We start from the raw sequence: 13022 nt of genomic DNA, 5'->3' as shown, positions 1-13022 counted from the left end.
ATAAAATTTGCAAAAATCGATTATAATCTTACCGCTTCATTTTTATTTAATTTAAGTTGAGAAAATATAAATGTTAAAGTTTATTTTAAAACGCTTACTTTCTGTTATTCCTACTTTTTTTGCAATAACATTGATTACTTTTGCTTTAGTGCATTTAATTCCAGGTGACCCGATTGAAATTAGAATGGGAGAGCGAGGGCTGAGTCCTGAAGTTCATGCTCAAATGATGCATCAACTTGGGTTAGACCTTTCATTACCTCAACAATATTTTAATTATTTAAAAGGTATTTTTCAGGGAGACTTAGGTAATTCATTTAGAAATAATGAACCTGTTTTAAAAGAATTTTTTACACTCTTTCCTGCAACTGTTGAATTAGCATTTTTTGCGTTATTGTGGTCATTAATTGGTGGAATTGTTTTAGGTGTTATTGCTGCGGTTAAAAAAGATTCGTGGTGGTCTCATTTAATTAGTTCACTTTCATTGACAGGTTATTCGATGCCAATTTTTTGGTGGGGATTGATTTTAATTTTATATGTTTCTATTCCTCTTGATTTACCAGCATCAGGGCGATTACCTGCAGAGTATTGGATTGATACAGATACAGGATTTATGTTAATTGACACGTGGAATTCTGATGAAGAAGGGGCATTTTTTGCTGCGATTAAATCTTTGATTTTACCTTCAATTGTACTTGGAACTATTCCACTAGCGGTAGTTACTCGGATGACTCGCTCATCAATGTTGGAAGTGTTAAGTCAAGATTATATTCGTACTGCAAAAGCGAAAGGGCTGACGCAATCTCGCATTATCATTAACCACGCATTGCGTAATGCGTTAATTCCTATTATTACAGTAGTTGGATTAATTGTTGGGCAGCTATTATCTGGAGCCGTTTTAACTGAAAATATTTTTTCGTGGCCAGGTATTGGAAAATGGGTAATTGATGCCATTAACTCTCGCGATTACCCTGTGTTACAAGGTTCAGTATTAATTATTGCAATGGTAATTGTTTTTGTGAATTTGATGGTTGATTTATTATATGGCGTGGTTAATCCTCGTATCCGTCATAGTTAATTTTAGGGAGAAAAAATGTCTAGTACAGTTATTGATAACACGCTTCCTCCAGCAAAATCCCTCTTAAGTGAGTTTTGGATTAATTTTCGAAAAAATAGAGGAGCAGTAATAGGATTTTACTTTATTGCTTTCGTTTTTCTTATTTGTGTATTTGCTCATTTTGTTGCTCCTTTTGATCCTATTGAGCAAAATCGCAGTGCATTATTGTTACCGCCCGCCTTTTTTGAAGGAGGAGATTGGACTTATATCTTAGGTACTGATGATATTGGGCGAGATATGTTATCTCGTATCATTTATGGTGCGAGATTGTCCGTATTTATTGGTTTATTTATTGTCGTTTTATCCTGTTTATTAGGCGTGCTTTTTGGATTATTGGCAGGGTTTTATGGTGGTTTGCTTGATGCAGTAATTATGCGATTTGTGGATATAATGCTGGCAATTCCTAGCTTATTGCTAACCATTGGGGTGGTAACAATTTTAGGACCATCACTCTTTAATGCCGCAATTGCCATTGCAATTGTCTCAATACCGAGTTATGTACGCTTAGCCAGAGCATCTGTAATGAGTGAAAAAACACGAGATTATGTAACCGCTTCTCAAGTAACTGGTGTGAGTATATTCCGTTTAATGTTTATTATTATTCTACCAAACTGTCTTGCTCCACTTATTGTTCAAATGACAATGGGTATTTCTAATGCGATTTTGGAGCTTGCCGCACTGGGATTTTTAGGTATTGGTGCTCAACCTCCAACACCAGAATTAGGCACAATGTTGGCAGAGTCTCGAGGTTTTATGCAATCAGCTAACTGGTTGGTTACTATACCAGGGATTGCAATTTTATTACTCGTATTAGCTTTCAACCTTATGGGAGATGGTTTACGTGATGCGTTGGATCCAAGGTTGAAATAATGATTAAAGATAATTTTTTCTAAATTAGAATAGGTGAATTGAGCATTCACCTATTTTATTTTTTTAATATACAATATTAAAGATGAATAATACGCTTAAGTTTTATCTCGTGTTACTATATAATGCCTAACGATTTTAGTTGTTTAAAGAGGGTTCTTGCAAAATGATACAGTTTACTAATGTGAATAAAGCATATATTGGTGCAAGAAGACCTGTATTGCAAGATATTAGCTTTCATCTTCCCGCTGGAGAAATGGCATATTTAACGGGTGTTTCTGGGGCTGGAAAAAGTACATTATTAAAATTAATAATGGGAATGGAGCGAGTAAATGGCGGAAAAATCTTATTTAACGGACACGATATAACACGTTTACCTAAAAGAGAGCTTCCTTTTTTAAGACGACAAATTGGAATGGTTCATCAAAATTATGCCTTATTAACAGATCGAACTATACTAGATAATGTTGCCCTACCTTTGATTATTATGGGCATTAAGCAATCTATTGTGCAAAGAGAAGCAAGAATAGCTTTAGAAAGAGTTGGATTGGAAAATAAAACACATTATTTCCCAATGCAATTATCTGGAGGAGAGCAACAGAGAGTCGATATTGCTAGAGCAATAATTCATCGTCCTCAGCTTTTGTTAGCTGATGAACCGACAGGGAATTTGGATGAAAAGTTATCATTTGATATTCTTCGTTTATTTGATGCATTTAATCAATCAGGTACAACTGTTTTGATTGCAACCCACGATACCAATATAATAAATCAAAGTTCTAAAGTTTGTTTAGGACTTGAAAATGGTCATTTAAAAAGAATAAGTTAAGGAAATAATAATGTTTCAGTTATTTAATATTTTTAGTGTACAAACCCGCTATATTTGGCGAGTTGTTTGGCAGGATCTATTGCAGCGTAAACTTGGAACATTATTAACCGTTTTAGTTATTTCCGTTTCTTTAACTATTCCAATGGTGGGATATTTATTGTGGAAAAATACGCATAATGCAGCAACACAATTTTATCCAGAACAAGAATTAACAATTTATTTGCATAAAAATTTATCTAAAAGTAGTGTTAATTTGGTTGTGGAAAAAATCCGTCAGTTTGAAACAGATAAAATGGATAGCTTAGAGTTTATTTCTCGTCAACAAAGTTTAGATGATTTTCGAAAATGGTCAGGCTTTGGTAAAGCGTTAGATATTTTAGATGATAATCCATTACCTGCCATTGTTATCCTTAAACCCAAAAAAGTGTTTAGTGGTATAGAACATATGTTGTTATTTAGAAATGAACTTCAAAAAATTAAAGGAATACAAGAAGTTCGTCTTGATAATGAATGGTTAGAAAAATTAACGGCTCTTACTTGGTTAATTGCTAAAGTGGGCGTTATTTGTGCATTATTGATGTCAATTTCTGTTTTTTTGGTTATTGCTAATAGTGTTCGTACTGAGGTTTCTAATAATAAAGCAACGATTGAAGTTATGCAGTTAGTGGGAGCAACTAAGTATTTTATTGCTCGTCGTTTTATTTATACTGCAATGATTTATGGGTTACTTGGTAGTATTTTAGCAATATTACTTGCTTTAGTTGTAGCTAGCTATTTTTCAAATGTGGTGAGATATGTTGCTGATCTTTTCGTGGTGAAATTTGAATTAAATCATTTCAATTTTAGTGAAATCTTTTTCGTTATTGTCTTTTGTATCTTTATTGGTTGGTTATCCGCCAAGGTTGCAACAAAAAATATTTAATTTTAATGTACTGAGCATCCTTCATTCCTCTTTTTGAATGATTACATAAGTTAAAAATTCCCTCTTTTACTCACGAAGATGAGTTAGATAGGGCACATAATTTTATGGAATTCCTATTTTAACGTATAAAAAGTAATATTAGTGATAAGAAAAAGTTATCAATAATGCTTGATCGTTTTGCCATTTATTGTTAGAGTTCTGACCCAAGAATAAAAAATTAGGAGATTTCTAACTATGGAATATATTCATCAATTTTTCGATACCATTAATGATCTAACTTGGGGTTGGGCATTAATTCCAATGTTAATTGTATTTGGTTTACTATTTACTACTGTAGGTGGTTTTGCTCAATTTAGATATTTTGGGCGTATGTTTAATGTTTTCAGATCTGAAAAAGAGAGCCACGATCCTGATGCGGTGAGTTCACGTCAGGCATTGCTAGTTTCTATCGGTGGTCGCGTTGGTGGTGGTAATATTGCAGGTGTTGCTGTTGCTATCAGTTTAGGTGGTCCAGGTGCTGTATTTTGGATGTGGGTTGTGGCACTTATTGGAATGATGACCAGTATTGTTGAATGTTCTTTAGCTCAGCTTTATAAACGTAAAGAAGCAGATGGTACATATCGTGGTGGTCCTGCTCATTATATTTTACACGGTTTAGGTAAAGATTATCGTTGGTTAGCGGTTATTTATGCTATTGCGTTAACACTTTCTTTCTCTATTGGTTTTAATGCTTTCCAAGGTAATACCGTTGCAGGTGCTGCATTAGATAGTTTAGGTATTGATCGTCTTTATACTGGTATATTCTTAGTTGTATTTGGTGGATTAGTTATTTTTGGTGGAATTAAACGCATTGCGAAAGCTGCGGATGTTATTGTGCCATTAATGTCATTAATTTATCTTCTACTTGCTATTGTTGTGATTGTAATGAATATCACAGAAGTACCAGCATTGATTGTTAGCGTAGTAAAAAATGCATTTGGTATTGATTCTGTTGTTGGTGGTGGAATGGGTGTCGCGATTGCACAAGGGATGCGTCGAGGTTTATTCTCAAATGAAGCAGGTTTAGGTTCAGCACCAAATGTAGCAGCAACAGCGAAAGCAAATCATCCTGTGAGCCAAGGTATTTCACAAGCTCTGTCAGTCTTTATTGATACTATGTTAATTTGTAGTGCAACGGCGTTTATTGTTTTATTAGGAGATGTATATCAACCAGGTGTTGAAATTGATGGCGTAGTGTTAACACAGCAGTCATTGGTTGGTCACTTTGGTAACTGGGTAAGCTACTTATTAACATTCTCAATTTTACTGTTCTCATTTAGTTCTATTATTTATAACTACTATATGGGTGAAAATGGGGTAAGTTTCCTTGCTGGAAGTGCTGAGAAAGCAAAAGTACCTGTATTTATCTTACGTTTAGCGGTAATTGGAATCTTATTCTTGGGTGCAGTAGCGCCTGGTGCGACAGATGTATTCTTCTTCTCTGATCCTTTAATGGGAGTATTAGCATTGACTAATTTATTAGCATTAATAATGCTTTTCCCTCGAGCAGTAAAACTGTTGAAGGATTACAGAAATCAATTAGATGCAGGTATTGAAGAACCTATCTTTGATGCTCAGCAATATGAACGTTTAGATATTGATATAGACGCTTGGGAACGTCATAGTGATAAAAATATAGTCATTAAATAATTATTATTTTATTTAAGAGAAAACCCAGCTAATTTTAGTTGGGTTTTTTTAGATTAAGCGGTCACTTTAAGATCAAAATTTACCAAATTTATTTTTCTTTTTTTTTATAAAAAGAGTAGACTACGGATATCTTTATTTGTTACTTAAGGAAATGAAATGACTGAGATAACTCTGCCACCACAATCGATTTGGCAACAAATTTTTACTAAAAATATGTTACTTTGTATTTACACTGGTTTCTGTTCTGGTTTGCCATTATTTGTCTTAATTCAACTTATTCCTGCGTGGTTTACTTCCGAAGATCTTAATATTAAAACGATTGCAGCTTTTACATTAATTTCTTTACCTTACACTTTTAAATTTTTATGGGCAGCATTATTAGATCGTTATCCTTTTCCTTTTTTAGGGCGTCGTCGAGGCTGGATCTTTATTTCTCAAATCGTGCTTATTGTGATTTTAGGTAGTTATGGTTTTTTTGATCCTAAAAAAGATATTGCATTGATTTCAGTTCTGTCACTATGTTTTGCATTTGCCTCCGCTACTCAAGATATTGTAATTGATGCTTATCGCCGTGAAATTTTAACCGATAATCAACTTGGATTAGGAAATTCTATACACGTGAATGCTTATCGTGTTGCAGGTTTAATCCCAGGTGGTCTATCATTAGCACTAGCAGATCATATGCCTTGGGAAAGTGTTTTTATGATTACCTCTGCATTTTTAATACCTGGATTATTAATTACGGTATTTTTTAGTGATGAGAAAATTTTTCCCAAAACTGAACACAACAAACCTTTTTACACTGCCTTTGTTGACCCTTTTAAAGAGTTTTTTACCCGTAAAGGCGTATATGGAGCAATTGGTTTAATTTTATTTATTTTCCTATATAAATTAGGTGATTCTCTTGCAACGACTCTTCAAACTAAATTTATTTTAGATATGGGGTTTACCAAATCTGATATTGCTCTAGTGGTTAAAACAACCTCTTTTTGGTGCAGTATTGCAGGAGGTATCATTGGTGGAGTGGCGATGATTAAACTAGGAGTAAACCGAGCATTATGGATATTTGGTGCGGTACAAATTATTACTATTCTTGGTTTTGTTTATCTCGCAAGTTTTGGTCATTTTGATACGGAAACAATAGGTGCAAACGAATTGATTAAATTAGGTGTTGTGATTTCAGGAGAGTATCTCGGTGTAGGATTAGGAACCGTTGCGTTTGTTGCTTTTATGGCAAGAGAAACCAATCCTATGTATACCGCAATGCAGTTGGCTATTTTTACGAGTTTATATGCTCTTCCAAGTAAATTGCTTGGAGCAGGTACTGGATGGGTGGTTGAACAAATTGGTTATTATCACTTCTTTATCTGCTGTTTCTTTATTGCAATTCCAGGAATGATTTGTTTATTCTGGGTTGCTCCTTGGAATGATAAAAGAGTAAGCTTTGAGTAGTTTTAATTTACAATTTTTATTCAAATTAACTTGATTTTATAGCGTCTAACTATTGAGGTAATATGAAATTATCAGTAGGCTTGATACAAGCTATCTTAGCATATTCTATATGGGGGCTTTTTCCTCTATATTGGGCTTTGCTCAAGTCTATTCCTGCGACAGAGATCATTGCTCATCGCATTTTATGGTCATTTGTTTTATTGCTGATAGTGATTATTGCTAGAAATAAACTTATTCAAGTTTTTCATAGCGTTAAAACTAAAAAAAATATATTAATTCTATTGATTACCTCGTTATTAATCAGTGGTAATTGGTTGATTTATATTTGGGCTGTGACGAATGGACATATTTTAGAATCAAGTTTAGGTTATTATATTAGCCCTTTATGTAACGTATTATTAGGTATCATATTTTTAGGTGAACGATTACGCCCCTTACAGACTATCGCTGTTTTTCTAGCACTATTTAGTGTTATCTTTTTAACTATTGTTTATGGACAAATTCCTTTTATTGCTCTCGGTCTGGCAAGTACTGTTGCAATTTATGCTTTATTACGTAAGAAGGTAAGTTTAGATACCCAAACTGCAATGTTTATTGAAACAGGGTTAATTGTGATACCTGCAGCATTGTATATATTATTTGGAAATCATAGCCAAGCAATTTTTAATGGTTCTTTGAGTACGCAATTATTATTAATATGTGGTGGTATTGTCACTTTATTGCCGTTAATGTTAATGACCAATAGCTTAAAAACACTTCAATTATCAACAATCGGATTTTTGCAATACATTAGTCCAACACTACAATTCTTCTGCGGTTTAGTGGTATTCGGTGAAGCGTTTGATATGTATAAATTTATCGGATTTATTTTTATTTGGATTGCTATGCTGATTTATTCATTTGATGCGTTGCTTTATCAGAAGAAAGCTAATTTTACTCAGCGAATAAAGGATAAATAATTTACTGTTGATATATTTTTTATTGATTTTCGAGTAAACTATCCCTCAGATTTTCAAAATACAAAGAAAGGATAAATAATGTCATCACAATTTGTTTATACGATGCATCGAGTGGGCAAAATTGTTCCACCTAAGCGTCAGATATTAAAAGATATTTCATTAAGCTTTTTCCCTGGTGCAAAAATTGGGGTATTAGGTTTAAATGGTGCGGGTAAATCAACCTTACTTCGTATTATGGCGGGCGTTGATAAAGAATTTGAAGGGGAAGCGCGAGCACAACCTGGCATTAAAATCGGCTATCTACCACAAGAACCTAGATTAGATCCTGAGCAAACCGTACAAGAAGCGGTTGAAGAAGCCGTAGCAGAAGTTAAAAATGCATTAACTCGTTTAGATGAAGTTTACGCACTTTACGCTGATCCTGATGCTGATTTTGATAAATTAGCCACAGAGCAAGGTAAATTAGAAGCGATTATTCAAGCTCACGACGGACACAATTTACAAAACCAATTAGAGCGTGCAGCTGATGCGTTACGTTTACCTGAATGGAATGCAAAAATTGCTAACTTATCAGGTGGGGAACGCCGCCGAGTGGCACTTTGTCGCTTATTGTTAGAAAAACCTGATATGTTATTGCTGGACGAACCAACCAACCACTTAGATGCTGAGTCTGTGGCGTGGTTAGAGCGTTTCTTACACGATTATGAAGGTACTGTTGTAGCAATTACCCATGACCGTTATTTCTTAGATAATGTTGCAGGTTGGATTTTAGAGCTTGACCGAGGTGAAGGTATTCCTTGGGAAGGCAATTACTCAACGTGGTTAGAGCAAAAAGAGAAACGCTTAGCCCAAGAGCAAGCAACAGAAAGTGCTCGTCAAAAATCCATTGAAAAAGAGCTTGAATGGGTACGTCAAAATCCAAAAGGTCGCCAAGCAAAATCAAAAGCACGTATGGCTCGTTTTGATGAATTAACATCAAGCGAATACCAAAAACGTAATGAAACCAACGAACTCTTTATTCCACCTGGTCCACGTTTAGGGGATAAAGTGATTGAAGTGCAAAACTTAACCAAATCTTATGGCGATCGTACCTTGATTGATGATTTATCTTTCTCCATTCCGAAAGGGGCAATCGTTGGGATTATCGGTGCGAACGGTGCAGGTAAATCCACATTATTCCGTATGCTTTCAGGTAAAGAGCAAGCAGATAAAGGCTCAGTAACTTTAGGTGATACCGTTGTTTTAGCCTCAGTGGATCAGTTCCGTGATGAAATGAATGATACCAAAACCGTATGGGAAGAAATTTCTAACGGACAGGATATTTTAACGATCGGGAACTTTGAAATTCCAAGCCGTGCTTATGTTGGACGCTTTAATTTTAAAGGCGTAGATCAACAAAAACGTGTCGGTGAACTTTCAGGGGGGGAACGTGGACGTTTACATTTAGCAAAATTATTGCAAGTGGGTGGAAACGTATTATTACTCGATGAGCCGACGAATGATCTAGATATTGAAACCTTACGAGCCTTAGAAAATGCAATTTTAGAATTCCCTGGTTGTGCAATGGTGATTTCACACGACCGTTGGTTCTTAGACCGTATTGCAACCCATATTTTGGATTACGGCGATGAAGGTAAAGTAACGTTCTACGAAGGAAACTTCTCAGACTACGAAGAGTGGAAGAAGAAAACCTTTGGAGCAGCAGCGATTGAACCAACACGTATTAAATATAAACGTATCACAAAATAATTAAATCAAGTAGAGACAGGGCATGCCCTGTCTTTTTCGATGTAATTATATTTTTGCAAAAAATCATAAAAATCTAACCGCTTAATTTAACTAAAAAATCATTATGAAAAAAATTCAACGACAAGTTGTACTTGATACCGAAACAACAGGTATGAACTTTAATGGAAAGCCATATATTGGGCATAACATCATTGAAATTGGGGCTGTAGAAGTGATAAATCGTCGCCTAACAGGACGAACGTATCACGTCTATATAAAACCACCACGTGAAGTGGAAGAAGAAGCAATTAAAGTTCACGGTATTACCAATGACTTTTTAAAAGATAAACCAAGCTTTGCTGAAATTGTGGATGAATTTGTTGATTTTATTAAAGGTGCAGAGCTTGTTATTCATAATGCCCCCTTTGATGTCGGCTTTATGGATCACGAATTTTCATTTTTAAAAAATCCGCCACCTAAAACGGCTGAAATGTGCAAGGTTACTGATACGTTATTAATGGCTCGTAAAATGTATCCAGGAAAACGAAATAGTTTAGATGCCTTATGTTCACGACTAGGAATAGATAATACTAAGCGTGTACTTCACGGCGCATTACTGGATGCTGAGATTCTCGCTGATGTTTACCTGATGATGACAGGGGGGCAAATAGCGTTATTATCTGAAAATGAAGAAACCAAAAAAACAACAGAAGAAAAAAATTTATTTGAACATACTCCACTTGATACCAGTGGGCTAATCACCCTTGAACCAACAAAAGAAGAATTAGATGCACACCTAGAATATTTAACTTTAATTGATAAAAAATCGAAAGGAAATTGTATTTGGTTAGCAGAAAATAAAGATGAAACAGCAGAGTTACATTAAAATCTGAGTTAAAAACAGCCTTTTTGACTATTTTAACAACATTTAAATATAGTTTTGAAAAAAAGATTTGACGACGTAGTATTAAATCATTATTATACACCTCGTTCACAGCGGAGTGGTAGTTCAGCTGGTTAGAATACCTGCCTGTCACGCAGGGGGTCGCGGGTTCGAATCCCGTCCATTCCGCCAATTATTTATATGAAACCCACATAAAATTTATTTTATGTGGGTTTTGTTTTTCAATAACTTGCATTTATTTCCACCAAAGTACCCCTTTAGATATCCTTATTTTTAATGCTAGAAAGATATTATTTATGATAAATATAGCCAAAGTATTATAATTTGACATAGTTAAAATATTCCTGAAATAAAAAGTTAATATCATCACATCTTAACTTCTTCCTAATAGACTTGGCTTGAGCCCACTTTTTTTCAATGGGATTCAAGTCAGGACTATAAGGTGGAAGAAATTCTAAAATGACACCTTTATCTTGGATAGCTGTTATCATATCCTGACGTTTATGAAACGTCGCATTATCCATCACTAAAACAGAATCAGGCTTCACCTTAGGTAATAAATCCTGTTTTAGCCAAGCATAAAACGTGTCTGAATTAATATTGCCTTCAAATAAGGATACCGTTAGAAAAGTAAAACCTATAATTGCACCAATCACATTAATTCGCCCTTTTGCATGCCAATCTTGATGTCCATAACATCGCTGTCCTTTCCTACAATAGCCATGTGTTCTAGGCATATCTTTTGCAAAGCCACTTTCATCTAAGTAAATAATTGTTTTTCCTTGCTTAGAAAAATCATTCATTTTTTCCTGAAATTTGATACGAGCATCTTCGTTTGCTTTGGGATGTTTTAGTGTTTTTTTTATAGCTAATACCCGATCGTTTAAGGGCAAAACCAATTGCCCTTTGAGTTACACCAAAACGTTCCGCTCTTTCATACTGATAAGCATCAGGATATAACTCAACATCTTTGAGTAATGCGTCCATATCAATCTTTGTTGCAGGCTTATTACGAGTTGTACAAGGCTCAATTTTCTTTTTCCAACGGAACAACGTTCTGATACCAATATTAAAATATTGACTTGTTTCTTCAAAGGTTAAACCTTTCTTCGCCTTTATTTCAAATACTTTTCGGCGGAAATCTAATGAATAGCTCATATTTTATACCTTAAACAGTTGGTAGTTTATATTATGCCATATAATTTTACTTTTGCTATAAATATCTTAGTCTTTAACTATTGTAAATTTTACAAAGGTATAAATAAGAGCGTTTTACCTAAAAAAATTATTTTTAAAATTGTAGTGATGTATTAGTTACTACATAATTTTGATTTTTATTCCCTATTGTTATGTATTTAGGTACTTAACAACACCACCATATTAAAATACCCCTTTAATTGAATATAACTTTAATTTATGATCAAATACTCCTTTATATAAAAGGAGACATAAAATGGCATTTATTGAGCACTTTAATCAATTAGAAGATAGTCGTTCACATATTAACAAAAAACAGGATTTACTCGATATTATATTTTTAACAGTAACTGCAATTTTATCTGGAGCTGAAGGCTGGAAAGGGATTAAATTATTTGGTGATGAAAAACTTCAATGGTTACGTCAATTTAGAGCATTTGAAAATGGTATTCCAGTCGATGATACGATTGCTAGGATTGTAAGTTCCCTAGACCCACAAGAGTTAACTCATTGTTTTATGCGTTGGGTTAATGAAATACGAGAAGCCAATGGACAAAGTGTCATTGCATTTGATGGAAAAACACTTCGTCATTCCTTTGATGGTGATAGAAAGACAGCATTACATAGTGTTTCAGCCTATGCAACAGACCAGAAATTAGTGCTGAGTCAAAGTAAATCTAAAGGTAAAAAGAATGAAGTTGAAACGGTTTTAGAGTTGATTGAAATCCTAGAAATAAAAGGAAATATTGTTACTGCTGATGCTATGCATTGCTTAAAAAAAGTGACAAAAGCAATTGATAAAAAAGGCGGTGATTATGTCCTTCAAGTAAAAGATAATCAAAAAAAACTACTGCAAGAAATAGAAAGTTTTTATCATAAAACTCGTCGAGATACACCCTTTTTAATTGAACAAAATAAATTTGAACAGATTGATGGTGAACATGGGCGATTAGAAGAAAGAACTTATACACAATTAGCTGTAACTGACTGGTTAGAACAAACAAATGGTTGGTCAAATTTAAATTCAATTATAGAAGTTGTTAGAAAACGAACAATCAAAGAAAAAAAGAGTGAAGAAGTCTCTTATTATATAAGTTCTTTGCCTGTTGCACCTGAGATAGTTGCAAAAGCAATAAGAAGTCATTGGAGTATTGAAAACAGTTCACACTGGGTACTTGATGTAATTTTTAAAGAAGATGAATCAAGAATTCGTCGAGAAAATGCCCCTGAAAATATGGCGATATTTAGGCGTTTTGCGATGAATTTAGCTCGTTTAAGTCCAATCAAAGATAGTATGAAGAGTAAACTACAACGAGCTGGATGGTCAGATAAAATAAGAGAACAACTTATATTTGGTTAAT

The 13022-nt window shown here is 34.2% G+C and carries 12 protein-coding genes and 1 tRNA gene; 11 read left to right on the top strand and 2 right to left on the bottom strand.

What is annotated here, in order from left to right; genetic code table 11:
• Nucleotides 1–70: 70 nt before the first annotated feature.
• From U9966_RS09655 to U9966_RS09610, 10 genes are all read left to right on the top strand, one after another.
• The gene (locus tag U9966_RS09655) at nucleotides 71–1075 is read left to right on the top strand and encodes an ABC transporter permease subunit (RefSeq protein ID WP_306346364.1); all 1005 of its coding nucleotides are present in this window, start codon (nucleotides 71–73) and stop codon (nucleotides 1073–1075) included.
• Nucleotides 1076–1090: 15 nt separating this feature from the next.
• The gene (locus U9966_RS09650; protein WP_306346363.1) at nucleotides 1091–1984 is read left to right on the top strand and encodes an ABC transporter permease subunit; all 894 of its coding nucleotides are present in this window, start codon (nucleotides 1091–1093) and stop codon (nucleotides 1982–1984) included.
• 163 nt (nucleotides 1985–2147) lie between these two features.
• Nucleotides 2148–2810 carry a cell division ATP-binding protein FtsE gene (gene ftsE / locus U9966_RS09645; protein WP_306346362.1) on the top strand — a complete coding sequence of 221 codons (663 nt, stop codon included), beginning with the start codon at nucleotides 2148–2150 and terminating at the stop codon, nucleotides 2808–2810.
• A 10-nt stretch (nucleotides 2811–2820) separates the two neighbouring features.
• Nucleotides 2821–3732: a permease-like cell division protein FtsX gene (gene ftsX, locus U9966_RS09640; RefSeq protein ID WP_306346361.1), complete on the top strand. Its 912-nt coding sequence runs from the start codon at nucleotides 2821–2823 to the stop codon at nucleotides 3730–3732.
• A 234-nt stretch (nucleotides 3733–3966) separates the two neighbouring features.
• On the top strand, nucleotides 3967–5421 hold the full coding sequence (locus U9966_RS09635; RefSeq protein WP_306346360.1) for an alanine/glycine:cation symporter family protein: 1455 nt from the start codon (nucleotides 3967–3969) through the stop codon (nucleotides 5419–5421).
• A 156-nt stretch (nucleotides 5422–5577) separates the two neighbouring features.
• Nucleotides 5578–6873, top strand: a complete 1296-nt coding sequence (locus U9966_RS09630; protein WP_306346359.1) for an AmpG family muropeptide MFS transporter — start codon at nucleotides 5578–5580, stop codon at nucleotides 6871–6873.
• A 62-nt stretch (nucleotides 6874–6935) separates the two neighbouring features.
• A complete protein-coding gene (gene rarD, locus U9966_RS09625) occupies nucleotides 6936–7832 on the top strand; it encodes an EamA family transporter RarD (protein WP_306346358.1) in 897 nt (298 codons plus the stop codon).
• Nucleotides 7833–7910: 78 nt separating this feature from the next.
• On the top strand, nucleotides 7911–9581 hold the full coding sequence (gene ettA / locus U9966_RS09620) for an energy-dependent translational throttle protein EttA (protein WP_306346357.1): 1671 nt from the start codon (nucleotides 7911–7913) through the stop codon (nucleotides 9579–9581).
• Nucleotides 9582–9678: 97 nt separating this feature from the next.
• Complete coding sequence (dnaQ, locus tag U9966_RS09615; RefSeq protein WP_407675211.1) at nucleotides 9679–10446, top strand: DNA polymerase III subunit epsilon; 768 nt, start codon at nucleotides 9679–9681, stop codon at nucleotides 10444–10446.
• Between the two features lie 112 nt (nucleotides 10447–10558).
• Nucleotides 10559–10635 (top strand) — tRNA-Asp (locus U9966_RS09610).
• 146 nt (nucleotides 10636–10781) lie between these two features.
• Here U9966_RS09610 and U9966_RS09605 read toward each other — a convergent pair.
• The gene (locus U9966_RS09605; protein WP_322631704.1) at nucleotides 10782–11357 is read right to left on the bottom strand and encodes an IS630 family transposase; all 576 of its coding nucleotides are present in this window, start codon (nucleotides 11355–11357) and stop codon (nucleotides 10782–10784) included.
• Nucleotides 11260–11622, bottom strand: a complete 363-nt coding sequence (locus U9966_RS09600) for an IS630 transposase-related protein (RefSeq protein WP_322631703.1) — start codon at nucleotides 11620–11622, stop codon at nucleotides 11260–11262. Before U9966_RS09600 ends, U9966_RS09605 begins: the two co-directional genes overlap by 98 nt.
• A gap of 295 nt (nucleotides 11623–11917) precedes the next feature.
• Here U9966_RS09600 and U9966_RS09595 point away from each other — a divergent pair, with 295 nt between their 5' ends.
• The gene (locus U9966_RS09595) at nucleotides 11918–13021 is read left to right on the top strand and encodes an ISAs1 family transposase (protein ID WP_306347776.1); all 1104 of its coding nucleotides are present in this window, start codon (nucleotides 11918–11920) and stop codon (nucleotides 13019–13021) included.
• The last annotated feature ends 1 nt before the right edge of the window (nucleotide 13022 follow it).

Origin of the sequence: Pasteurella atlantica, from assembly GCF_963693435.1 — a bacterium.
In the GTDB taxonomy this organism is placed as follows: Bacteria; Pseudomonadota; Gammaproteobacteria; order Enterobacterales; family Pasteurellaceae; genus Phocoenobacter; species Phocoenobacter atlanticus.
The sequence above is the reverse complement of the archived record's forward strand: the minus strand, read 5'-3'. Positions and strand labels throughout refer to the sequence as shown.